The sequence below is a fragment of the Pelotomaculum propionicicum genome (assembly GCF_004369225.1).
Classification (GTDB): Bacteria; Bacillota; Desulfotomaculia; order Desulfotomaculales; family Pelotomaculaceae; genus Pelotomaculum_B; species Pelotomaculum_B propionicicum.
The window spans coordinates 58,742-83,788 of sequence record NZ_QFFZ01000003.1 but is presented as its reverse complement, the minus strand read 5'-3'; the positions used below and the strand labels follow the sequence as shown (position 1 = coordinate 83,788).

The following is a 25,047-nucleotide window of genomic DNA, read 5'->3' as shown; positions in this document are numbered from 1 at the left end:
TCGGACATGCCGGAAGGACTGGAACAAATCATGCTGGGAGCAGCAGCCGTGGAAGTAAGCGGCGGCCGGCCCTTTTTGCTGGCCGGTCCGGACGCGGCCTGGTTCGTCCGGGAGGGCCCGGCCGATATCTTCGCCGTTCAGGTGCGGGACGGTGAGCCGGTGGGCCGGCGGGAACACCTCTTCCGGGCGGAGCCCGGTTCCGTACTGTTCAGTCTGGATCCGGAACGCTACGGCAAGGATCTCGGGCTGCTGGTGGTGGGTAAGGAAGCCTCTTTCCTGAAAGTAGCCGTTACCAGCCTGCGGGAAGCCGCCCGTGACCCCCGCCGCGCCGGGAAAATCGCCGCCCTGATCGACAATTGGGTGGCGGGGCTGGCCGAAGGCATCTGCCGGGAAGTTCCCCCACTGACGTACCGGGAGCTGCAGCCGGGGGATGTAACGGTCGGGGAGGAACTGCCGCTGCGCCCCCGCCGGAAGGTGCTCTGGGTTAAACACGAAGAAAGCAACTTGACGGAGTTTTCCATGCTCCTTTCCAGCATCAGCACGGTGGTCAAAGGAGACGTTTTCTTTCCCGTCACCGCCTACACCTGGCTCTACTCCATCGGCGAAAACCGGATCAAAGTGCTGGACACGGCCGGCTTTCTCCGGCAGGATGCGGACTGGTCCGGCCTGGAAGAGTTCCACAAGCTGGCCCTGGACATCATCGTCCTGAACCGGAAGCAGGCCCGGCTGGACGAACGGCAGCTATTACATAAGAGGACGGACCAGGAGCAGGCTTTCGCCCGGAAGGCCTTCACCCGCCTGGCCGCTTCGGTGGAGGACGGGCGGAAGAAGGCCGGACCGGAGGGCGACGGCAGTGACGCCCTGCTGCAGGCGTGTATGCTGGCGGGCGAAGCGGCGGGCATTAAGATAGTCGCCTCACCGTTTTCCCGCGACGGCCGGAGCAGGGACCCGCTGGGCGACATTGCCAGGGCCTCGCGGGTCAGAACCCGCCGGGTCACGCTGAACGGGGAGTGGTGGACCCGGGACAGCGGGCCCATGGTGGCGTTCATGGAGGAAGACGGCCGGCCGGTGGCTTTGCTGCCCGCTTCCCCCCGGGCCTACACCATTTACGACCCCCGGGAGGGAGCGACTTTGCCCGTGACCGCCGGGACGGCCCGCAGGCTTAAATTATCGGCGTATAGTTTTTTCCGCCCTTTTCCGGCCCGCGCCCTCTCCCTGTGGGACCTGCTAAAATTCTGCGCCGGCGCCGGCTGGAAGAGCGATGTGGACACGGTGGCGCTGATGGGCATGGCGGGCGGCCTGCTGGGCCTGGCCCTGCCGGTGGCCACCGGCTTTTTCTTTGACAGCGTCATCCCGGGCGCGGAGCGGGGGCAGCTTTTACAGCTGGTCCTGTTCCTGCTGGCCGCGGCGGCGGCGGTCGGCCTGTTCAAAATGACCGAGGAAGTGGCTCTGCTCCGCATTGAGGGGAAGATCACCGTCTCCCTGGAGGCCGGCCTGCTGGACCGGCTGTTAAGCCTGCCGCTGCCCTTTTTCCGCCGTTATTCCGCCGGAGATCTGGCGGTCCGGGCCGGCAGCGTCAATACCGTCATTCGTAGTATTTTCCAGATGGGCCTATCCTCCCTGCTTGGAGGTATTTTTTCCTTTTTCAACCTGGGCCTGCTGCTCTTCTACGACGCCAGGCTGGCTTCAGTGGCCGCGGTCCTGGTGCTGGCGGCCGTCACCGTAACCATCGTCCTCAGCCTGGGACAGTTGCGCTATCAAAAGGAACTCGCTGAAATCCAGGGGAAAATATCATCCCTGGTGATGCAGGTGTTGGGCGGGATTGCCAAGTTCCGCGTGGCCGGGGCGGAAAACAGGGCCTTTTACCTGTGGGCCGGGGAGTTTGCCCGGCAGCGCCGGGTGAGCTTCCGCGCCCGCCTCAACGCCAACTGCCTTACTCTGTTCAACACGGTCTTCCCCGCCCTGACCTCCATGGCCATCTTCGCCGCCTACGCCTCCATGGCCGGCTCCGGGCTTTCCACCGGCCGGTTCCTGGCCTTCATCACCGCCTTCGGTGGATTTCTCGCCTCCATGCTGACGCTCTCCTCGACAGTTCTCCAGATTTTGAGCATCGTGCCGGTCTACGACCGGGCCCGGCCTATTTTGGAGACGGCGCCGGAAGTGGACGACAGCAAGGCCGACCCGGGGGAGCTAAAGGGGGACATCGAAGTGAGCCACGTCAGCTTCAGCTACAGCCCGGACGACCCTCCCGTGCTTCAGGACGTATCCATGCGCGTCCGGCCGGGCGAGTTCGTGGCTGTCGTGGGGCCGTCGGGGAGCGGCAAGAGCACCCTGCTGCGGCTGCTGCTGGGCCTTGATCAGCCTTCATCCGGGGCCGTATACTACGACGGCCAGGACCTGGCGGGCCTGGACGTGCGGGCCGTGCGCTCCCAGTGCGGCGTTGTAATCCAGAACAGCCGGCTCATGGCCGGGGACATCTTTACCAACATCGCCGGGCTGGCCAACCTGTCCATGAACGACGCCTGGGAAGCCGCCCGCATGGCCGGCGTCGAAGAAGAGATCCGCCGGATGCCCATGGGCATGTTTACCATGATCAGCGAGGGGGCCACCAACATTTCCGGCGGGCAGCGGCAGCGGCTGCTCATCGCCAGGGCCATTGTCAAAAAGCCCCGCCTCGTCTTCTTCGACGAGGCCACCAGTGCTCTGGACAACCACAGCCAGGCCGTCGTCAGCCGCAGTTTGGAAAAGCTGCAGGCCACCCGGGTGGTGATCGCCCACCGCCTGAGCACCATTATCAACGCCGACCGGATCTACGTGCTGGACAAAGGCCGGGTAGTCCAGAGCGGCAGTTACGAGCAGTTAATGCGGGAGGAAGGACTGTTTGCCGATATGGCCAGGCGGCAACTGGCCTGAGGAGTGAGTCACGGGTACGGTTTAACAGGTTTGCGGAAAGGTAGGGATGAAAAATAGAAAGCATTTTGGAACTACTTATCACCCTGATAAAAAACATGTCTGTTATCATAGTTCTGGCTTATGTCGTAACCAGGAGCCGTGTTTTTACCTCAATATTAAAAGGGGAGCTCGATTTAAAAAATCAGTTGTGCCTGATAGGTGTATTCGGGTTGTTTTCCATTTACGGAACCCTGAGCGGAATACAGCTACTGGGCGCTATTGCCAATATAAGAGATCTGGGGCCGATGATAGCCGGCCTGATGGGAGGCCCTATTGTCGGTTTGGGAGCCGGACTCATAGGAGCGGCGCACCGCTACTTCCTGGGCGGGATGACAGTCCTTCCCTGTACTATTTCCACCGTTATCGCCGGTCTGGCCGGTGGAATGATCTTCGTCCTGCGCCGGGGACAACTGCCCGGGGTGGCTTTCGCCGCGCTTTTTGCCGCCTTGATGGAGTCTTTGCACATGGGGCTGACACTGCTTTTGGCCAGTCCTTACCAGGCCGCCCTGGCCCTCGTTAAACAGCTGTCCCTGCCCATGGTGCTTGCCAATTCACTGGGAATCGGTATTTTTACTTTTATAGTTGCGAACCTGATCAAAGAACGGGAAACTGAAGCCGTTAAAAAGCGCATAGAAGGAGAGCTGCAGGTTGCCCGGGAAATTCAGATGAGCATTGTGCCCAAGATTTTCCCGCCTTTTCCCAACAGAAAAGAATTTGACATCCACGCCGTTCTCGAGCCCGCCAGGGAAGTGGGGGGGGATTTATACGATTTCTTCCTGTTGAATGAGGACACCCTTTGCTTTCTGGTGGGGGATGTTTCCGGCAAAGGGGTGCCGGCGTCTTTATTCATGGCGGTGACCAAGACCCTGTTAAAGGCCAGGGCGCATGAAGAATTAACGCCAGAGCAGATCCTTGACGCTGTAAATAATGAATTGTGTGCGGATAATGACTCTGCCATGTTTGTAACAGTGTTTCTGGGAATCTTACATATTCCTTCGGGGCACGTAAAATGCAGTAATGCCGGACATAACCGGCCCTTTGTCCTGAGAGCGGACGGCAGCCTGGAAAAGCTGCCGAAAATGCGGGGGATCGCCCTGGGGGTTATGGAGGGTTTTTCATTTGCTTCTTACGATTTTAGCCTGCAGAGGGGAGATACTATCCTGCTCTATACAGACGGGATAAATGAGGCCATGAACCCGGCAGGGGAGTTGTTCGGCGAAGAAAGACTGGAAGAAATTCTTAAAAATAACATTAATGCCGCTGCCGCCGGGTTGACCAGGGCATTGAAAGACGCGGTCCGGGATTTCGCCGGCGGGGCGGAGCAGTCCGACGACATTACCGTTATGGCGCTCAAATGGCATCAGGGGACGCCGTTGAAATGTCAGGAGCAACATTCTTGATTCTTCCCTCTATTCGGGCGGTAATACGGCCAGCCTGCCGTATGTTTTCGGCTAAAGCATCCGGAGCAGAATGTGGGTGTCGGAGAAAACAACCGTTTTGCAAACGTCAAATCCATCACCGCCCGCTGCCACAAAGTTGATGGCGGCAACCCTGTATGTTTTGACGGTGTCCCTCATGTCCACGGGCGTGCCGTCGGTTTTGCTGATGCTCTCGCTCCTGCTGCCGGCGGGCGCGCCGGGGTTATAGGCAAAAGTCAGGCCGGCCGCCTGGATGCCTTTACCACCGTCACCCACGGCTTGTTCCAGCAACGCCTTGATCCGGGCGCCGGTCCGGCACAGGACCGAAATTTTAGGCGACTCCTCAACGACTCCTTGTACCCCAGGGACCTTTCAACTTGCGATTTCATTCTGTAACAAAAACTTTATTTATATCTTCTCACTTAACCATCACAAAGTTCTGCGACTTCCATCTTCTCAGGCAATCAAAAATTTTGCGCCACTTAGTATAATTAACAGACTTTACTCTTATTGATCAGGTATTGCTCTCACTGATCATGTAGTGGCATTTGGCGCAAAACTTCCGATTAATCCCTTGGAGAACCTCCATTTCCGCAAGTCTTTGCCATTCCTGTGCGCGTGTATGGTTATCCATACAGCAATAATCCCTCTTGCGCAATTTGTCGCTCAATGGTAGGGGTGGATTTGCGTTGATTAAACTTATTTCTTTTGCTGACGATCACATCCACAGGCATTGTTTTTTTATCCCGAATCGCTCTGTGGATCAACTTCATTGCATCAATTTCTCGAATATCTGTATTCTCCGGTATCACCACATAAATATCCAGGTCTGAATCAGCATGTGGTGTGCCGTTTATATAGGAGCCGAACAGGAATATCTGCTCCACGGGAACGGTATCCACTATGATATCTTTGAGGATGTTCAACTCATCCCTGATCCGTTTTTCCATATCGGTACCCCCATCTGTTTTCAGTATATCCCGATAGCTTCAGTATTACCACCTATCTTAGTTATAATCATTATACCATAATTTCTGGAAAAAAGGTGAGGATTTCGTCACCTAAAATAATCCACCGTTCTCCGTCTAAGTCCTCGAACTTTTCGGTGGTTACATTTTGCTAGAAATAGACTGTCAGCAGCCGTAGCCCCATTTTGATTCCCAGCTCCCGTTCTTCCGGATTCGATTCACAGAAAAATCTCGGCAAGAGCAAAATCATTTCCGTCATCTCGCCACCGTCCTTATCACCGTTCTTGTTATATTGACCGCTGTTTGGGCAAGGTAAAATTTTTTAAGGCCGCAATCCAATATTGCTGCCTCATAGGAATTGAATCATATTTTGCTTTTGTCCGTAAGATTATCCGGGGTATTTATTGTAAACCCTGTACAGGAACACAGCCGCTTCCGCCCTGGTGGTGTTGGCGCGGAGGTTCAGCTTGTCCCCGGAGCCGGCGTTCAGCCTTTCCTTGACCAGGGTGGCCAGGCTGTTTACCGCGTAAGCGGCGATGTCTCCCCTGTCGCTGAATTTATTCTCGCAGGTATAGGTGGAGGGTTTCATGATTATTGCAAGGGGGGAAGCAAGAGAACCGTCCCCTTGCTTCCAGTCCCCTTGCTTCCCCAGGCTACTCGTAAGAAAGCCCGTATCCTGTTCCATACAAAATCCTTTCACCGCTCACATTAGGAATCGAAACCGGTAATTTCCCTTTCGGATTCACCTCCCCGAAAATTGCTCTTATGCCGGCCGGGATATTGGGTCCCTCCGCCGCGCCGTATACGGCAAGATAAGCCTTTACCCCGGGCATGTACATGATGTCGTACGGGTTCCTGATAGCCATGACCGCGAGGGGTTTCCCGGCTGATAGAGCATAGCGGGCCAGGCTCAAGGCAAAGTCCGGCAGCCAGTGTTTGCCCGGAGTCCTGCTGGCCACATCGTAACTGTAGGAGCCCAGCACGACATAATCCGCCGCGTCCACAGCCTGCTTTTGTTCTTCCGTCATAAAAACGAGATCCTGATAAACAAAACCTTTTACCTTTACTTCGCGCAAGCCTTTTTCCGCGATGATCCGGTTTAATTCACGGGTCATCAGGTCAAGCCTGTCGTCCCACGGCGCGAAAAGCACGATATTTTCCCCGTCCGCCAGGGTAAAGGGCAGCATGTTGCCCTCATTTTTGATCAAAGTAACCGCGTCCTCCGCCGCTTTTTTTTCAACCGCCCGGTGGGCCGGTCCGCCCACCACCGATTCGGCGGCTTTTATCCTTTCATCCAGGTCTTCTGTTACTTTGTCTCCCGGAACAAATTTACCGCCTGAAATCTTTACCATGCCTGCGGACAGTTTTAAACGGATTAATCTTTTAACTGATTCGTCAATCCTGGACTCCGGTATCTCGCCGCTTCTCACCGCCGCCAGCAGACCGCTGCAAGCCTGCTCCAGGTCCGCCGGCATCAAGGCGATGTCCGCCCCGGCCTTGATCGCCCTGAGCACTGCCTCCCGCGGCCCGAAATGATCCGTTATGGCCTTCATTTCCAGGGCGTCGGTGATGATGACCCCGTCGAACCCCATCTCTTTTCTGACCAGATCCGTGAGAACCCTATGAGACAGCGTCGCCGGTATGGAAATTTCACTGCCGTTTTTCTGGGAAATCGCCTTTGTGTTATCTACGGCCGGAAATGTGACGTGCGCGGTCATGACCATGTCCACTTTTTGATCAAAGGCCTGCTGAAACGGTTTTAACTCCACCGCTTTCAGTCTGGCCAGATCGTGGGGCACGGAGGGCAGGCCGGGGTGGGAATCGACGTCGGTGTCGCCGTGGCCGGGAAAATGTTTTACCGTGGCGATGACACCGGCGTCGTGCAGCCCGTTTATGTAGGCCGCGCCAAGTTCCGCCACCAGCTGCGGGTCGGAGCCGAACGACCGGATTCCGATGACCGGGTTGTCCGGGTTGATGTTTACGTCAACCACGGGAGCCATATTCACGTTTATCCCCAGGGCGTTCAATTCTTCTCCGATAGCTTTCCCCACTTCGTACGTGTCTTCCGTGGAGCCGGCGGCGCCCAGCGCCATATTGCCGGGCATGACGGCGCCCGTTTGCAGCCTGACCACTCTTCCGCCTTCCTGGTCGGCGGCGATGAAAAGGGGGATATCTACGGAAGCCCTTTGAAGTTGATCCACCAACCTTGCCGCCTGTCCGGCTCCTGCCAAATTTTCCCAAAAGAGGATTACGCCGCCTAAATGATACTTCTTGATGGTCCCGGCGATTTCGCTGTTGATTTCAGTTACGTCCCGGTCCTGCCACTTCCTGAAGGAAATCATGAGCATCTGGCCTATTTTCTCCTCCAGGGTCATTTTGCCGACAAGCCGGTCCAATTCGATGTCCAGCTGGATGGTGGGGTCCGGCCGGCTGATATCCGCCAGGCCGGGAATCTCGCCGGAAGCCCCCGCGCTTAAAGGGGCGGTAAAGAGCGCCAGCAAGAAGCCGGTAAGCCACAAAAAAGATTTTACGCCCCTGTACCGGGCAAATGCTGTTTTATGTAAAAATCCAAGTTTTTCAACAGAAATTCTCACTATTTCATCTCCCCGTAAGATTCATAACTTCACACATAAAAATCCAGACATCCTTGCATCACAGCCTGAAGTCTACAATATTGCATCATCACGTTTTTTGTTTTTACTTATTTTAACTATCACCTAAGATTTTTTTGGCTCTGTTTTCAGATTCTTTTCCCGCCGGTAGCGCGCCTGGACGTAATGCTCCAGGCTGTATTTCCACTCCACGCAGGCCGGCCTGTCTTTGCTGACGAACATGGCCCGGTAGCCGCAGCCTCCCATGCAGATGGGCAGCACCTTGCAGGCCAGGCAGTCCGCGTACTCGAAGGGCTCCCAGGTGAGCCAGCGGATTTCGCGCATCCGTTCACTTTTGCCCCGTTGCCTGAACCCGGCAATATTGCCGATGCGGGCCGGCTTGTCGCCGATCTCGGACCAGCACTTGTACATGTCGCCGTCCGGGTCGAGCACGAAGGCGTTCATCCGGTTGGCCCCGCAGGCGTGGGCGATCCTGGGGTAGTGGGGCGTTTGGCCTTCCTTGAAGCCTCTTTGTCGCAAGGTCTCGCGGAAGGTCTGGTTCAACGCGGTGAACTCTTCCATGCTTGCGCAGGAGCTTTCGATGGACTTGCAGCCCTCCGTGTCGGCCGCAACGTGGCCCAGGTGAATGGAGATGTCTTTCAGGTTGTTTTCCTCCAGGATATCCAGAACTTTTAACGCGTTTTCCATGTTGGAGCGGTCCACGTTGATGCGCAAGCTTACTTCCATCTCATTGGCAGCCAGGAGCTTGACGCCTTCCAGAACCCGGTCGAAGGTGGGGCCGTTGCCGCCTCTGAGCATCCGGCGGCTGTTATGTACATCAGGCGGCCCGTCGAGGGTGATCTGGAAAGAATTAATCCGGCTGTCATTCAGCTTCCGCACCAGGTCCGGGTCTTCAGCGAGCAGGTAGCCGTTGGTGATCATCCCGGCGGAGTAGCTAATCTTGTTCTCCTCGATGACTGCGATTATTTTCTGTGACAGATCAAAGATGATCTCTTGGCCTAAAAGCGGCTCCCCGCCGTACCAGGTAATATGAACGCCTTTTACCGTTTTGGCCGCCTGCTCGATGAACCTCAGCAATTCTTCCCGCACGTTCTCCGGCATGAAGGCGTTTTGCCCGTCCCGCTTTTCGTTTTCCCCCGCCTGTTCGTAGCAGTAGGCGCAGGCGAAGTTGCAGCGCAGGGTGGGGGCGACGGTAAAGCCGATTCCCAGCCGGTCGTATTTGTTGCTGTTATAGGCAAACTTCAGTATTTTCAGCTCGTCGGCCTCGTCGTCCAGGACGAAGCCCCCCTGCTTCAGCGCATCGGCAAAGCGCCTGGCAGGGTCAGGCAGGGTGTCGTAATCGAACCGGGGAAGGTCCAGCAAATCCAGGTGGGTCTTCTTCACTTCGGCCAGGGCGGTGGTGAGGCTGTTGAAGACCATTACCTTCGCCGGGTCGTCCGCGGGCCAGATAAAGTTATACATGGATGGTTTCACTTATTATTACAGCTCCTTAAATGCGTAGTAATACACTATGGATACTTTCGTTTCAGCCAACCGGACAACAAATTCTAAGGCGATAGCTGGATCATGATTATTGCAAAGAGGAAGCAAGAGAACCGTCCCCTTGCTTATGTTGTTTACACATTACCCTGCCTTTAGCTATGAATTTTCTTATAACAGAAGCAACTATAAGTGTCGCCCCCAGCCACGCCGTCCAACTGTTCATCAGTCAACTCGCCGGGATTGACCGGCAGCACCAGGTATACTACCTCAGGCGATTCTTCAACGACTTTGACCTCGACTTCTGCGGGAAGTTGGACACCCAATCGTCCAAGGGCCCCTTTTGGATTCTCGACCAATGCTTTCTTGAATTCCTGGTCTACTTGCGCTTTCTTGATGATTTGTTCCTTCAACTCTTTGCGGGTCACGGGTTTCTTTTCGTTTCCATTCATTTTATTTGCCTCCCTGTTCTTTAAACCTGGCCCGGTTCGACCATCCCGGCTCGCTTTGGCTTACTGTATGTTAATACGTTGCGGCTGGTTTTTTATTACACAAAGCAACAGGATCAACCGGCTAAAATCAACATTTGCTCAAGCCTGCGCACCCGGGCGCTAATAGACCGTATAAGGCCGATCCCGATTTCAGGGTATAACCGGCAGAGGCGCGCCAACTCCCGGCCCTCAAGGGCCAACACCACGGCATCGCCCAGGATAACCTGGGCGCTTACCGGTGAAGGAGACTCGTCGAAAGCACTTGTATCGCCGATGAGCTCTTTGGTCCCCATGACCCCGATGGTGCCTTCACGCCCCGACTGGGATCGGGCGCTGATCTCGATGTGGCCGGCAAGCAGGATATAAACGGTTTGGTTTTGCCTGCCCTCCGTCAACAGGAAACTGCCGTCCGGCCAGGTTTCCACTCTGGCAATGCTGGCGATCAGCCCCAGTTCCTCAACAGAAAGGCCGGCGAAAAGGGGTGTTTCCTTTAATAACAGCACCCGGTCCAACAGTTCAAAATCACGCGCGGTTTCCATATCTTTACGCTCCCTTCTTCGTTCGGCGGCAACCCAGATCTCCTGGAGCCAGTAATCAGCTTTAGCGGCGGCCCTGGCCCGCAAAGCGTCGGGGCGCGGATCTTCTCCATCCAAACTGAGCACGGACGTGAGATACCACGCCAGAGCCTGGGAGAGACTCCGGTCGCCTATCCCTTCGGTCAATATCGCCAAAGCGTTGTCTCTTTTCTCCTCATTCTCCTCCCGCAGGGCCTTGCGTAAAACATTTATGGAGCTTTCCGAACTGAGCCCGGCCAGGACCAGCCAGGAAGCCTCCAGCACTTCCGCCTCTATTTCCTTGATGCGCCGCCCGGCCAGCTCAGCTAAATCGTGGGTCCCCATTTGACGTAAAGCAGGTACCAGGGACAGCATCGACTGGACCTGCTCGACCCGGGTTTTGCATTCATTAAGCGCCAGCTTTTGATTATCCCGGTCGAACAAAAAGTCCTGCAGAGTTTTTATCAATACCTTCCAGGTAGAGGAAGGCGGATTTTTACGCAACTGCTCAATCAGAACCGGTAGAGCGGCCCGGCCCATATCCCGCAGAGCCTTTTCCACGGCGGCGCGATACTCCAGATCGGCCGTCGGGTACCGGGCAAGCATAGCGGGAATCGCACCGGCGCAAGCGAGCTGTCCCAGGGCGGCGGCCGCCGCCGTTCGCGCGCGGGGCGCTTCCCCTTCCGCCAGTTTTGACGTTAACCAGGGGACATACTGCGCATATTTACACTCGCCAATGACGGCACAGGCCAATACCTCACCCTCCGGACCGGAAGCCAGGCAACGCCCAATGACCTGCTCCGCTTTCCCCGGAGGCAATTGCCCGTCCAAACGGCGCAGGGCGACAAGGGCGGCCCTGGCCACCTTCACCTCTAAATCATCCAGGGCCTCGTATAAGCGGGACCGGGCCTGCTCCCGGATCAGCCCGGCGCCTGCGAGACATAAAACAGCCTCCGCCCGCAATTCCGGATCAGGGTCCCTGGCGCAGGTCAACACCCGTTGCCAGTCTTGCGGCCCGGCTTCGGCAGCCGGGAATGACTGCAGCGCCGCCAGCCGTATTTTTTGAGAAGCGTCTCCCAACAGCCGGGTCATTACCGGCAATCTGGTCTTACCCGGGCTATGCCTCAGCAGTTCAACGGCCAAACCCCGTTTGCGGTCATCGGGTTGATGCAGGAAACCTAACATCGCCTCAAGAATTTCAGGCTTCACCAGGCTGCCCAGCGCCGAATCAACATTTGAAGATACGTCATAGTAGCCGTAATTTACCGACACAATTAATCCTCTCATATACAGGTTCCGGACCTGCCCGGCCATCCAGACCAGGAACACCCCGAGCAAAACCCCCACAGCTGACAGCACAGGCAGACTAACCGCCCCGGCGGCATGGAGCAGGCTTAAAGCGCCCCCTCCCAACATGCCGAACAGGATAAAAAACCCTCCCGTTAAAAAACGGACACTACTCCTTTCCCTCGGCGGCACAACCTTGAACCCTAGTTGCCAGGACGACTCGCCCAGAACATCGGTTAAGAGGCGGGTCAAAACGACGCTGATAAAAACACCACCCGAAGGCAGGTTCAAGGCGAAAAGAGAAACCGGAATCAAGAAACAAACAGCCAGCCCCGCTGGCACGACCACCAGAATGTAGCCTACTCCCAGCCAGTGCATGAGTTTATTGAGCAGCCCCACCTCAATCACCACGGCGACGGTATTAAATATAGCCATCAGGGTGGCGAAGAAGGCCATGAGTTGTTTTTCATCCGGAAAAAGAGATTCGGCGACGGTATTGTACTGGTAATCCATCAGGGAGTACAGGAGCATAAGACCGGTCAACAAAACCAGCAGCCGGCTCAAAAAGGGAGATTTAATGAGATACCGGAGGCTGTCTCCCAGACTTAAAGCCTCTTCCTCCGGCGAAGATTCCAGGGGAACCAGATAGCGCCGTGAACATTCCCGCAAGGACAGGAAACCCCCGCCCAGGATGACCGCCCACAACAAATAGATGATTTCTGTTCCCAGGGGCGCCAGCCAGTGGGCTGCCGCGCCGGATAGGATACACCCGGTAGTATAGCAACCGGAGAGAAGGGGAAACAGCCGCCTGGCCTGCTGAGTTGTCGATATATCCGTGGCTGTTAGCCAGATCAGGGGAGCCATCTGAAAATATATTACCGTGGTTGTCACCAGCAGAAACGGATAAAATAAGAGGGGCGAGGCAAAGCTGCCCCACCGGGCGGTCGCTAAGAAAATTGCATTGGTCAAAACCAGCAACCCCATAGTGGCATAAGCGCGTTTGACAAAGGCAGACTTGGCCCAGACACCTGAAAAATGTGCAATCAAGCCGGAGGTAAGCAGTAAAACCAGTGCTTCCAGCACATACATTGCGGGTAAATGCTCTACCCCGTACCGCACGTTGAAAATGGACATAGCCGCGCTAAGGCCCATGACCTCTCCCATACCCAGGGCCAGAAACAAGGGAGCCGTTACCAATAGCTTGGGAACATCGTTACCCTGCAGGGACAAAAATTGCATAATTTTGGTCATCATTATCTCCAGCAAAAATCTAGGCAGTTGATATCAGGCGAAATCAGCTCTGAACAAAGTATTTATGTGTAGATTCCTTAATCCCCCGGTGACTTAATTCAGCCACGCAAACCAGTTCATCCCCGCGTATGTAACCCGGATTCACTCTCGAGAAATACTCGATATGGGGATCCCGCAAATGTCTCTTTTTTATATCAGCCACTCCCGGTTTGACATAATCCCAGACGGAACGGATTATGCCGTTTGCGGGGTCAAACTCGTCAGGAAACTTCAGGTTCGCAAAACCTTCAATCAACGCCCTGACAAACGGAGGCGTGGGAGCGTCGTACCGGGGCCAGAATAGATTGAAATAAAAAGGCAGGTACCGGTAAGTCCTGTATCCCTTGGAAAGTAATATCCAGTAAAAGTCGCCTTCCTTAAACTCCGGGAGTGATGAGATATAGTTGAACCAGTTGTTTTGGAGATGACTCCAATTCCAATATCTCCGGTCCATAACGGTATCACCTGAATACAACAGCTTGGCAACTACACCTTCAATATTAAGTCGAATGATCATGCTGCTGGTAAACCCTGCAATTGTTCCGTCATCATCCCTGAACAACAATACCTGGCTCTTTTCTTTAAGATCATTCCGGAATATGTCGGGGTCAAGGTTGGAGTAATATTTGATCATAAGCTCATACATCTGCAAGATGTCGGTCTCCGCAAGCTCAGAAACCAACAAAACTTCTTTCTTGAGCATTAACTTCTCTCCTTTAACTAAAAAAACTTACCTGAAAAGCCCGGGTAGTTCCGTAATAATGGTTTTGCCTCCCATAACGGCCGTTGTTAAGGCTACAAATACGCCAAAAACCGTCATCCAAAGCGGATGTTTATAATCGCCGATAACCTTCTCCACACGTTCAACTGAGCGCCGATATCAAGAATAATCGACGCCAGGATGACAAAGCCGAAACTTGCCGCCAGTTCCCCGGTAAACACCGCGGTCTGGGTCAAAAAGCCCGGTCCGATGGCAGAGGTGGCCATGATAAAGGCCGCCCCCAGCAATACGCTCCATGATGACTTTTTGGCGGGCTTCAACGCTCCCGCACCCTTAGAAGCTGTCGCCGGATAATTCATGTCCGCCCTCTCTTCTCAAACAGATCTCAACTCCAGTTGAACCGCTATTAAGGCACAGCGTTATCACCGCTCACCCGGTGCTCCGCACCGCTTACTTTACTTCCCGGTATGCACCGTTGACAACTTGCAGCACCATTGCATCCATTAAAGGATTACCGTTTTGGTCAAAGGAAAACTTGCCGGTCACACCCTGGTAATCCTTGATAGCCGCCAGAGCATCTCTGAATTTGGCGCGGTCGCCGGCGGCCCCTTCGGCTTTCAGGGCTTCGGCCATAATTCCCAGGGCGTCGTAAGCCTGGGCGGCAAATTGGTTCGGGGCGGTATTGTAACGCTTTTGATACTCGGCCACGAAAGCCTGCACCGCGGGGTCGGCTTTGCCGGCAAACCACGGACTGCCCACCAGCGCGCCTTCCGCCGCCTCGCCGGCAATTCTCATCAACTCGGGGTCGTTAAACCCGTTGCCTCCCATCACCGGCAGGTTGAGGCCCTGTCGCCTCGCCTGAATTAAAAGCAGCGCAGACTCCTTATATAGGGCGGAAACAGCCAGGGCTTCGGGCTTGGCCGCCGCCACCCTGGTGAGTTGGGCCTGAAAGTTGGTATCCCCGTCGGTAAAGGTCTGGGTTTCCACAATGGCCACTCCCTGCTCTTGCAGGGCTTTTTCAAAGGTTTTGGCGGAGCTGACGGCCCAGTCGTTGTTGGCGGAGTACAGCAGGGCCACTCTGGTAAACCCGAGCTTTTCTTTAGCCTTGCGCACCGTGACGGGTATGACGCTGTCCTCGGGCAGGGAGTTTCTGAACACGTAAGGCCCGATCTCGCCAATCCCTTTGGCGGTGTTTGAGGTGCCCATGATAACCACCCCGGCTTTGTCGGCAACTGGCCCGGCGGCAAACATCTCGCCGCTGTTGGTGGGGCCGATGATCGCCAGCACCCGGTCCTCGTTGATCAGTTTCTGCACCGCTTTTATGGCTTCGTCTTTATCACCGTGAGAATCCTCGATAATCAGGCTGATTTTTCTCCCGTTTATGCCGCCGGCCGCATTGATTTTATCCTGGGCGGTTTCCAGCCCCTGCTTGATGGAAACGCCGTAATCCGCACCGCCGCCGCTGAGGGTGGCCACTACGCCGATTTTGATTTCTACCGCCGCATCCTTCGGCGCGCCGCCGCCCGTCGAACAGCCGGCCAGGATCAGGAGCGCCAAAGATAAACTCAACAATAAAACAATTAATCTTCTTTTGTTGCTCTGCATGTCCAAACCTCCTTTTCATCCAAGTCCCAACAGGAACGACTATTTCTTTTCCTGCGTGCCTGGTCGTATAAAAATGCTGTTTTGTTTGCTCATTACTCTATCCTGCTGGCTTCTTGCCCGTGTTCATAAGGCAAAAAGCCCTGCAGGGAACACTTCGAAGTGCAGCCAGTGGGAAGATTCGCTAAACGTTACTCAACCCAGCGCGATCCACAACTTGGAACACCTTCCGAATTCCAACCCGCACCGCCCGCAACATCACCCAGTTGATCGTCAGTCAACCCGCCGGGCTCGACCGGCAGCACCAGGTATACCACCCCGGGCGATTCTTCAACGACTTTGACCTCGACATCTTCGGGAAGTTGAACGCCTAACCGCCCGATGGCCTCTTTGGGATTATTTACCAGGACTTCTTTAAAGTCTTTGTCTGACAGCGCTTTCTTGATAATTTGTTCCTTTAAATCTTTGCGGGGCGTGGGTTTCTTTTCGTTTCCACTCATTTTATTGGCCCCCTTTCTCCAGATGTATTCTAAAGAAGTCAATGATTTTCGGCCATGAATCCGTGGATGCCGCGGCGTTTCCCTCGGGCGTACCGCCGAGGGCTTCAATAAAACCTCCGGGCAGAGTCAACCAGTTTATGGTGGTGGGGGAATAAGGCGCGCTGATCTGGTGGCCGGCATCCTGGTAGTGGAGACGCACGTCCGGAAACTGGTGCCCTTTTTCCTTAAGCCTCTTCATAACCATTTCCGAAAGCTTACCGGACGGCCAAGCCCCGTCGAGGCCGCCCGAAACCAGCAATACCGGCCCGTTAATCTGCTCCACCTTGATGGCCGCCTTTTCCACGGCCTCCTTGTTCTGCAGCGCGTACTCATACATGGGGGCGGTGGGCCAGGGTTCTTTTTTTGCTACCGCCGCGAAATAGCTCCCGGCCAGCTCCTCGGTGAATACGATGGGCACAAAAGGAACCGGTTCCCCTTTAAACGTCCAGGATGATTTGTGATTCTCTCCAAAATCATCACTGATCCCTTCGAATACCACCGCGCTCGGGGACTTGGCCACCACGGCCTTGATCTGGGGATAATGGGAAGCGGCCAGCAGGGCCAGCTCCGCTCCCTTGGAAGCGCCCCACACGCCGATGGCGTTTTTATCAACTCCGGGATGAACCTCCAGCCAATGGATGGCCCTCTCTACGGTCTCCAGGGGGATTTCCACCAGGGTATCCGGGAGCCCTTCCATCCCGAAATAGGCCAGGGCGAGGGTGACGTAGCCGCGGGAGGCGTAGATCGCCGCGGCGGGTTCGTAGGTCCCGCCGTCCGATCCGCCCAGCACGATAATGGCCGGCCGCTTGCCTTCTCCGGCGGGAAGGAAAAGCGTTCCCACCACTCCGGATTCACGCACTTCCACCCTTTCGACCCCGGGCAAGAGGTAGAGTCTCTCTACGTCCTGAGCAAGGATTCTCTCGCCTTCAACCTCCACGGAGACTGTAATCTTTTGCGGTTCCAGACTTTTGGCAAACGTTCCCACCGGCTTCCCGCCGGCAACCGGGCGCAGGGACCAGAAAAGACCGGCCGGGTCGGCGCCCTCATAGGTGCCGGAAACGGGCGCCTGAACGCCGGGGTCCACCTCCCCGTTGCGGTCCGCCTGGAAAACGGCGTGTGATTCCCATTTAATCCCTTTATTGTCCTGCTGTTCCGCTACAAGAGTCACCGTCGCCCCGGGGGCCAGCCCGGAGACTTTGATGTTCCACGGGTCGCCGGCCAGGGCCTGCAGCGGGCTGATCTCCAGGGCCGGCGCGGTTTTACTTGAATCGCTGTTTTTCTCCATCTTGTATTCCTCCTTATTGCCCGCGGCCTGGATATTACCGTCCGCCGCGTAGTTTACGATCAGCCGCCATTCCGTACCGTGCAGACCCACCGTAGTCCAAACCGACTTTTTGACCGCCTGTTTTTGCAGCGACTGGTCCGGGGGAGCGTATCTCCCCACTCCGGCTCTGTCAGCAACTGTTCTTCCGGCCAGGGCAGGCAGTCCGGTGTAACCCTGATAAAAGGAGTCTGTTAAGACATTGCGGCCGATTTGTGAGCTGTCGCTGTCATAGAGGATATACCCGTCTTTCTGCATGACCATCATTTCCGGCCGCTGTCCCTGCAGATCCGGGACGGTAAAATTTGCAAAGAACAGTTCCGGCCTGATCAGTAAACTGACCGATCCGATCAGTTCGTTTTGCTGGTTGAACACGGGCCGTTCCAGGTCCAATGCCGCAAAACCTTCCACTGCCGTGAACATGGAGCTGATGACCGGACGCCCGGTTTCCCGCAGCCTTGCGACCTGCTCCTGCCCGCTGATATCTGAGCCGGCGAACTCATGGTAGGCGGCAGGTTCAACGTCGACAATCTTTCCATTTTTATCTACGGTGCAGGCGTCCGCCACATAAGAATGGCGGGCCGCCAGTCCGCTTAAGATCCGGCGCGCTTCGTCCCCGTCCAGGCCGGTCCGGGCAAGTTCCCCGGCTGCGGCGGCCAGGTCCCGGTCCATCCGGTCCAGTTCGTTCTGAATGTCGCGCTGCAGATCAAGGACCGGAGCTGGAAAACCGGCGCCGGGGTCCTTCAAAAAGAGCGCAAGGGTCCGGGTCGTGCTGTCCCACTCGGACTCAGCGCCGGTGGCTTCCAAAATGATCTCTGACGGCACAATCAGCCTTCCCTTGTCGATCCCGGCGGCAACCGGCATTGGACACTCCCGGCCGTTGATCCCGGCATATTGGGATCCGCCGGTCACGACAAGTGTCGCTCCCGGCAGGCACGCCACCGCCGTACCGGTGTCGCCGCGCCAGGACACCTTCGCTCCCATGGCCTCCAAAACCGGCCGCAAGGGGACCAGGAACCGGCCGTTTTCCAGGCGCGGGGACACGTCAAAGGCAACCGGCCGGCTGTTCAGTTTCACGCTGAAGCCGGTTCCGGCGACCGGCCCGGGAAGCGCGGCAGCCCCTGTGATCTGGACGCTGTCCTGCCGACAAGCGGCATCTGTTCCACCTTGCTGCGCCATTGCCCGGCCGTTAACCATCACAAGCAGGGATACTGTCAGAAGCAGGAGAAAGAGTACCGGATAAATCTTGTTTTTCATCTATAAAGCCTCCATTCCCAAAAGATATGTAGGACAAAGATTTGGCGGGTAATCCGGCCGCTATGGGTATTTTTATTCCAGCCGGCCGGACAGCAAATTCCAAGGAAATAACCGACCATTATTGGTATAAAGGAAGCAGGAGAACTGTCCCCATGCAGTACCCTTTAACAGGAACTGATCATTTCTTTTCATGTGTCCCAAACGCGTTGACACTGTTATTACACATTACCCTGCCAATGAGCCGCACTTCGTCATCGCGGTATCTTCATCGTGTTACTCCTGTCCGGGCAAGTAATAGGAACTTCTTCGTAACTATATTCGACATCGCCATTCCCACCCGTAACATTATCCAGTTGTTCATCAGTCAATTCATCAGGATTGGCCGGCAGCACCAGATAAACTACCTCTGTTGATTCCTCAACGACTTTGACCTCGACTTCTGCGGGAAGTTGGACACCTAATCGTCCAATGGCTCCTTTTGGATTCTCGACCAATGCTTTCTTGAATTCCCGGTCTACTTGCGCTTTCTTGATGATTTGTTCCTTCAACTCTTTGCGGTTCATGGGTTTCTTTTCGTTTCCAGTCATTTTGTTTGCCTCCTTGTTTTTTAAATCCGGCCTGGTTCGAACATCCCGGCTCGCTTTGGCTTACCGTATGTTAATACGCTGCAGCCGGTTTTTCATTACACAAAGAAACACCATAATTGAGTTGGCATAAATAGAAATGGAGAAAAGAAAGAAGAATCTCAGGGCAAAGTTTTTATTAGTTGTATCACTTTTTAATTTTAGCAGCAGCTACCTTAAATCTAAGAGAAGGCAACCTTAACTGAACCTTAAATCTACCTTAAATCTGCTTTATGCCGGTAATTTGCCGTGATTTGCCGGCGGGGTGGATTCGCCGGATCAAAAGAGAAAGCCCCCGCCGGCGAACCGTGGGGCCTTTTTTTGGAGGAAAGAGACTTTAAGGGGTGGTCTGATATGTCGGTAGTTTTATCGGACAGGATCTACACTGTTGAGGGTTAAATGAAAATGGATGACGGCAGGCGGTATGAGTTGATGGGGGAAATTGTTTGGCTTACTGTTTAATTCTTGTGGCGCCGCAGAAGGTTTTTATGATAAAAGGACACTGGAAATACATGTCGAATATGAAATATTGTGATAATACCTGTTCATCTTTCTTTATTCAACACGATCCATAATAATCCTTCATAAAACTATGTCAATTGATAACACAAGTTTTTCGGGAGGGTAAAGAAGAAATGGAGATTACAGTGCAAAAAGAAAGCCATTATGTGGTGGTTAAAGCGGCAGGAAGACTGGATACCAACACGGCGCCCGGATTTGAGCGGGAGTGCGCCGCCTGTCTGACCGGCTCTAAAGGCAAGATTATTCTTGATTTTAGTAAGCTGGAATATATCAGCAGCGCAGGATTACGGTGTATTTTGAGCATGGCCAAAAAACTCCGGGCCAACGGGGGCGACCTGGTCCTCTGCAGCTTAAGCGGATTTGTGGAGGAGGTTATTCGCATTTCCGGTTTTGACATTTTCCTGCCCATTTTTGCCGATGTGGCCAGCGCCGCGCATGAAAATTGACACTGTCTTCAACCGGCAGGGGGTGATTTAATGAAAAAGGCTGCTGTTTTGGTTTTTATCTGTTTAATGATGGCTGTTATTCCGGCGGGATGCGGCAAGTCTGAAAAAGTGATTACGAAACTGGAAGACGCCGGTGAGGCGAGAATCGGTGTCATGACCGGCACCACCGGGGAGCAACTGGCCAGGGCCAGGTTCCCCAACGCGGACATCAAAAGCTTTGATGATGTCATGGACGCCGTGGCCGCATTGAAATCCGGGCAGATTGAGGCGGTGATTCTGGCATATTCGAACGCAATGAATGTGGCGAAACACAATCCGGAAATGTGGTATCTGCCCGAACCGGTGGAAAAAGAGGACATGGCCGTCGGGGTGAGAAAGGGCAATGATGAGCTGCTTGCGGCAGTAGACAAGATTATTGCAGAGCTAAAAGGCGACGGGACATTGGAAGATATGAAGAGACGCTGGTTCAAAGAAGACTTGTCCCCTTATGAACAAGTTGATCTTGCTGTGCCCACAGATGGGGCAATTTTGAAAATCGGCGTAAACGCCGCCCGGGAGCCTTTTTGCTTTACTGATGAAAATGGAAGAATCACGGGCTATGACGGCGAACTTGCACGCCGCATCGGGATCAAGCTGGGCAGGCCGGTTGAGTTCTCGGACATGAAGTTTTTAGCATTGATCCCGGCCCTGCAATCAGGCAAAGTGGATTTGGCAATCAGCATGGCTCCTACCGAGGAGCGCAAAAAATCAATCAATTTCAGCCAGCCGGTTTTTGCCAGCGCCCAGGTGATGCTGGTCAAAAAGGCCCCGGGGGCGAAGGCAAACAGCGGCAAAATGGCGTCACTGGATGATATAGACGGCAAGAGGGTGGCGGTATATACGGGAACCATTCATGACGCTTTTGTGGCAAGTCACTATCCAAAGGCGGAGATTATGCGATTTGACAGCACGGCCGACATGATCCTGGCTTTGAAAAACCGAAAGGCCGACGTGGCTTTTCTTGATTTAACATCGGCTAAGGTAATGTTGAAGAGCAATCCGGAATTGGGGATCCTCACGGATGAAGCGCTGACTAGACCCCTTGGCGTAGGGTTTAATAAAAACAATCCGGCGCTGCGGGAGAGGTTTAACAATTATTTAAAAACAGCCGGGGCGGACGGCACTTACGATGAGATGTACCGGCGCTGGTTTGAAAATGATCCCGAAAAAGCGGAAATGCCTGAATTTAAAAACCCTGAGACCGGGGAAGAAATTGTTTTGGGGGTTGCGGTGGGGGATTTGCCTTATGTGGCGTATATGAATGGGGAATACGTGGGTTTCGATATTGAAATGCTGCAACGGTTTGCCCGGCACGAGGGATTGAGGCTGAAAATCATGACCATGGAGTTTTCCTCCCTGGTGGCGGCCCTCGCCTCCGGGAAAGTCGACATGATTGCCGACGGCATCGCCATTACCGAAGAAAGGCAAAAGCAAATCGATTTTTCCGCCCCCTACATGGAATTCAAAACAGCTGTCATTGCCTTAAAGCAAAATATCGCGGCATATGACGGCAAGGAGGCGGCCGGGACGGGCACGTCCTTTCTGCCAAGGATTGCCGCCAGTTTTCACAACAACATTATTCTGGAAAACCGCTATTTGCTGATTTTGGACGGGTTGAAAACCACGGCCGTCATCTCCGTACTGGCGACTGCCTTCGGCACTATGCTCGGCGGACTGGTCTGCTTTATGCGCATGTCACGAAACAAGGCGCTCCAGCAGCCGGCCAAAGTCTATATCTCCATTCTGCGCGGCACTCCTGTGCTGGTCCTATTGATGATCATATTCTATGTGGTGTTCGCTTCGGTGAATATTGATCCGATTATCGTTGCGGTGGTCGCCTTCGGCATGAATTTCGCGGCCTATGTCTCCGAGATGTTTCGAACAGGGATCGAGGGTGTGGACAAAGGGCAAACCGAAGCCGGCATTGCCATGGGATTTACCAAAGCGCAAACTTTTCTCTACATCGTCCTGCCCCAAGCGGTAAGACAAATTCTGCCGGTCTATAAAGGGGAATTTATTTCCCTGGTGAAGATGACTTCTGTGGTGGGATACATCGCCGTGCAGGATTTGACCAAGGCCAGCGACATTATCCGCAGCCGCACCTTTGATGCCTTTTTCCCGCTGGTTATGGTGGCGGTGCTGTACTTTTGCATTTCGTGGTTGCTGGCCCTTTCCCTGGGGTATGTGGAAAGGATCACCGACCCGAAAGCAAGAAGAAGGCAGGTGCTTTAGAGGATGATTAAAGTCGAACATCTGTCCAAGCAATTTGGCGAACTTACAGTGCTGAGAGAGGTAAACGCCGAAATCAAAAAAGGCGAGGTAATATCTATTATTGGCCCCTCGGGCACGGGTAAAAGCACATTCTTGCGCTGTCTCAATCTCCTTGAAATGCCAAGCGGAGGCAGAATTTTTATAGACGGTACCGATATCCTGGACAAAAGCGCCGATGTGCCGAAATTGCGGCAGAAAATGGGGATGGTTTTCCAGTCCTTTAATCTTTTCGCCCATCTTACAGCGCTGGAAAACCTGACCATCGGGCCGGTAAAACTGCTTGGCAGGAGTAAAGAGCAGGCGGGGAAAAAGGCAATGGAACTGCTTAAAATGGTCGGGCTGGCTGAAAAGGCCGGGAGCTTTCCGGATGAACTGTCCGGCGGGCAGAAGCAGAGAGTGGCCATTGCCCGCTGCCTGGCCATGGAGCCGGAGATTATCCTGTTTGATGAACCCACATCGGCCCTTGATCCGACGATGGTGAGCGAAGTGCTGGCCGTAATCCGCCGCCTGGCCAAAGAGGGGATGACCATGGCCGTTGTCACCCACGAAATGGACTTTGCCCGTGACGTGTCAAACCGGGTGTTTTACATGGACGAGGGGATTATCTACGAAGAGGGCCCGCCGCAGCAAATTTTTGAGAACCCGCAAAAAGAAAAAACCAGGGTGTTTATTAACCGGGTGCGCAGTCTTACATATCATATTCGCAACCAGAATTACGACTTGTATGCGATAAACGGTGAAATTGAACACTTTTGCGAAAAGCACGTGCTGCCGAAAACGACGAGGAATAAAGCGCTGCTGCTGGTGGAAGAGCTGCTGGCAATTTTTAGCGCCGGACAGGTCACCCGGCAGTTTGAAATTGATTTAACCCTGTCTTATTCCGAAAAGCGGGACAGTCTGGAGCTTGTGGCCGAAAGCGCAGGCGACTATTTTAACCCGTTTGAAGAAAACACCTTGCCCGATCAACTAGGGACCACAATTATCAAAAATTTGAGCGAAAACATGGAATACCAAAGGGTGAGCGACCGGAACAGATTTAGTATGACGGTTAAAAAACAATAATTTAATGATCACTTGTAACTGCTCAGGTATTCAGAATTCAGTTTACTCATTGCTTTTTTCTTTTTAATTTGCTTATTTGGTTCACTGGCGCGTTTGCCCCGCCGGCAATTTTCAAAGGAAGCAAGAGGACCGTTCCCTTGCTTCCCTTGCTTCTTAAGGATTAACGCGGATCAGGTATTCGACAGTGTTGTCCGCGGTTGTAGATGCTTCTCCTTCCCACTCCCTGTAGTATTTGAAAGTTACACTCGTCCGTCCTGCTTGCAAAGCTCTAAAATTCCATATAAAGGTACTGCCCGCGCCGATCATGTTGGAATCCCGGACCTCATATTCAGAGTCAAGCTTTACAAGATCACTATTTTCAATAGTGTAATGCCAGGTATAGCCCGTCGTCGGGTTTCCTCTCAGAATAACCCTGCCTGTCTCACCAATATTTAATGAATTCTGGGTTCCAGACGCTTCAAGCAATTTTGCGCCATCGAGCAAAAAGCTGAAATCCAGTTTTAACATATCTTTCAATACAGAAAAGTCAACCGGGAACTCCAGTATGCCGGCAGCGTACGGGAAATATTCGTATTGCTGGAAATAGACCACGACCGCGCTATTGGACAGGTAGAAATCCTGGTCGTCTTTAATCGCTTTAAAAGGTGTAATTGAATGTTCAGGCAGTCTTCCTTGCTTCACCCTTTCATTTATCTCACTACTGACAATGTCGCTTATAAACGAAACATAATCCGCGCCATTTCTGAACAGGTCCTTAAGCTTGTATTCTACGCCTGTTTTCAAATTAAAGGTGTGAGAGCTTTGCGCTGTCAATCCGTGCGCTCCTCCGGTATACTGGTAATTCATGAATACCACGCTCAACAGTCCGTTCTGATTATATTTAACCCTGTAATCGAAGTACGTCTCGCATTTGTTCGGGCTGCCGGCGGACCCGGCATCATCCTGCGCCATATTATCCGCGTTTTTCAGTCCCTCATTCCTGGCGGCCCCGGCTGAATTTTTGAAGATGGAGTTTATGCTGTCCTGCACTGCTTTGTCATCCAATCCTTCAATCTGTGGATACTGCAGGGTTATTTTGATTTTATCGGTCTCAGAAGCCTCTTTCGCTGTTTTTATGGAAATGGCATTTTCCTTTACGCTTTCAAGTTCGACCTTTCCGTTTTGCCTGTCCCATAAAACTTTAAGTCCTAAATTAGCGGAGAAGAAACCTGCTCCCATGTATGTTCTGTCTCCGACGATTGTGCCGCCATCGGCCGCATCCCCGCTCATATAGTAAACATGGTCATTTGCGGTTACTTTGTTGTTCTTCAAATCAATCATAATGTTTTTACCGGACCCGGAGACAGATACCGTGCCGTCCTTTTCCGACCAGTCTATTTTATATCCGAGAGCTTCACCAACCGCCCGCAGCGGCAGATAAACATTTCCTCCGTCAATATAGGCGGCGGCTTGAATTTCGACGCCGTTCAGCTCTATTGCAGGCTGATTGTCAACCGCCGCAAAACCAAACGCAGGCACAAACAGGATGAGCAAAACAACGGCTCCAATAATAACTTTTTTATTCATAGCATTTACACTCCTTTACTAATACTA

18 protein-coding genes and 1 pseudogene are annotated in these 25,047 nt (G+C 53.8%); 5 read left to right on the top strand and 14 right to left on the bottom strand.

The features are described 5' to 3' along the window. The first annotated feature begins 6 nt into the window (after window positions 1–6). Window positions 7–2,913 (top strand): NHLP bacteriocin export ABC transporter permease/ATPase subunit, encoded by a 2,907-nt coding sequence (locus Pmgp_RS02345; RefSeq protein WP_134212357.1) that lies wholly within the window; start codon window positions 7–9, stop codon window positions 2,911–2,913. Window positions 2,914–3,008: 95 nt separating this feature from the next. After that, complete coding sequence (locus Pmgp_RS02340; RefSeq protein WP_243119698.1) at window positions 3,009–4,352, top strand: PP2C family protein-serine/threonine phosphatase; 1,344 nt, start codon at window positions 3,009–3,011, stop codon at window positions 4,350–4,352. Window positions 4,353–4,403: 51 nt separating this feature from the next. Here the strand turns inward: Pmgp_RS02340 and Pmgp_RS02335 are convergent, their stop codons facing one another. The 13 genes from Pmgp_RS02335 to Pmgp_RS02275 form a co-directional block, all read right to left on the bottom strand. Continuing rightward, a complete protein-coding gene (locus Pmgp_RS02335) occupies window positions 4,404–4,700 on the bottom strand; it encodes a 5'-nucleotidase C-terminal domain-containing protein (protein WP_134212355.1) in 297 nt (98 codons plus the stop codon). Between the two features lie 296 nt (window positions 4,701–4,996). Next, window positions 4,997–5,344, bottom strand: a complete 348-nt coding sequence (locus Pmgp_RS02330) for a nucleotidyltransferase domain-containing protein (protein ID WP_427910006.1) — start codon at window positions 5,342–5,344, stop codon at window positions 4,997–4,999. A gap of 382 nt (window positions 5,345–5,726) precedes the next feature. After that, entirely contained in the window at window positions 5,727–6,023 is a 297-nt protein-coding gene (locus Pmgp_RS02325; protein WP_153189176.1) for an S-layer homology domain-containing protein, read from the bottom strand. Continuing rightward, window positions 5,992–7,932 carry a glycoside hydrolase family 3 protein gene (locus Pmgp_RS02320; RefSeq protein WP_134212352.1) on the bottom strand — a complete coding sequence of 647 codons (1,941 nt, stop codon included), beginning with the start codon at window positions 7,930–7,932 and terminating at the stop codon, window positions 5,992–5,994. The genes Pmgp_RS02325 and Pmgp_RS02320 overlap by 32 nt, the downstream gene beginning before the upstream one ends. Before the next feature lie 123 nt (window positions 7,933–8,055). Continuing rightward, window positions 8,056–9,423, bottom strand: a complete 1,368-nt coding sequence (locus tag Pmgp_RS02315; protein WP_243119694.1) for a radical SAM/SPASM domain-containing protein — start codon at window positions 9,421–9,423, stop codon at window positions 8,056–8,058. Window positions 9,424–9,584: 161 nt separating this feature from the next. After that, window positions 9,585–9,881, bottom strand: a complete 297-nt coding sequence (locus Pmgp_RS02310; RefSeq protein WP_134212351.1) for an NHLP leader peptide family RiPP precursor — start codon at window positions 9,879–9,881, stop codon at window positions 9,585–9,587. A gap of 113 nt (window positions 9,882–9,994) precedes the next feature. Then, a complete protein-coding gene (locus Pmgp_RS02305; protein ID WP_153189175.1) occupies window positions 9,995–13,015 on the bottom strand; it encodes an Npt1/Npt2 family nucleotide transporter in 3,021 nt (1,006 codons plus the stop codon). Between the two features lie 40 nt (window positions 13,016–13,055). Next, window positions 13,056–13,754 (bottom strand): hypothetical protein, encoded by a 699-nt coding sequence (locus Pmgp_RS02300; protein ID WP_134212349.1) that lies wholly within the window; start codon window positions 13,752–13,754, stop codon window positions 13,056–13,058. Window positions 13,755–13,867: 113 nt separating this feature from the next. Continuing rightward, window positions 13,868–14,131, bottom strand: coding sequence for a hypothetical protein (locus Pmgp_RS02295; RefSeq protein WP_205077923.1), 264 nt, complete (start codon window positions 14,129–14,131; stop codon window positions 13,868–13,870). Between the two features lie 91 nt (window positions 14,132–14,222). Next, window positions 14,223–15,377, bottom strand: coding sequence for an ABC transporter substrate-binding protein (locus tag Pmgp_RS02290; RefSeq protein ID WP_134212348.1), 1,155 nt, complete (start codon window positions 15,375–15,377; stop codon window positions 14,223–14,225). Window positions 15,378–15,565: 188 nt separating this feature from the next. Further along, on the bottom strand, window positions 15,566–15,874 hold the full coding sequence (locus Pmgp_RS02285; RefSeq protein ID WP_134212347.1) for an NHLP leader peptide family RiPP precursor: 309 nt from the start codon (window positions 15,872–15,874) through the stop codon (window positions 15,566–15,568). A gap of 1 nt (window position 15,875) precedes the next feature. Further along, the gene (locus tag Pmgp_RS02280) at window positions 15,876–18,491 is read right to left on the bottom strand and encodes an acyl-CoA thioester hydrolase/BAAT C-terminal domain-containing protein (protein WP_134212346.1); all 2,616 of its coding nucleotides are present in this window, start codon (window positions 18,489–18,491) and stop codon (window positions 15,876–15,878) included. Window positions 18,492–18,742: 251 nt separating this feature from the next. Further along, window positions 18,743–19,078: an NHLP leader peptide family RiPP precursor gene (locus Pmgp_RS02275; RefSeq protein ID WP_134212345.1), complete on the bottom strand. Its 336-nt coding sequence runs from the start codon at window positions 19,076–19,078 to the stop codon at window positions 18,743–18,745. A gap of 671 nt (window positions 19,079–19,749) precedes the next feature. Here Pmgp_RS02275 and Pmgp_RS02270 point away from each other — a divergent pair. The 3 genes and pseudogenes from Pmgp_RS02270 to Pmgp_RS02260 all read left to right on the top strand — a co-directional run. After that, on the top strand, window positions 19,750–20,082 hold the full coding sequence (locus tag Pmgp_RS02270) for an STAS domain-containing protein (protein ID WP_134212344.1): 333 nt from the start codon (window positions 19,750–19,752) through the stop codon (window positions 20,080–20,082). A gap of 30 nt (window positions 20,083–20,112) precedes the next feature. After that, a complete protein-coding gene (locus Pmgp_RS02265; RefSeq protein ID WP_134212343.1) occupies window positions 20,113–22,353 on the top strand; it encodes an ABC transporter permease subunit in 2,241 nt (746 codons plus the stop codon). 3 nt (window positions 22,354–22,356) lie between these two features. Further along, window positions 22,357–23,073: pseudogene (locus tag Pmgp_RS02260) on the top strand (amino acid ABC transporter ATP-binding protein); the annotation flags it as partial. A 534-nt stretch (window positions 23,074–23,607) separates the two neighbouring features. Here Pmgp_RS02260 and Pmgp_RS02255 read toward each other — a convergent pair. Further along, complete coding sequence (locus Pmgp_RS02255) at window positions 23,608–25,020, bottom strand: stalk domain-containing protein (protein WP_134212341.1); 1,413 nt, start codon at window positions 25,018–25,020, stop codon at window positions 23,608–23,610. Between the last annotated feature and the right edge of the window lie 27 nt (window positions 25,021–25,047).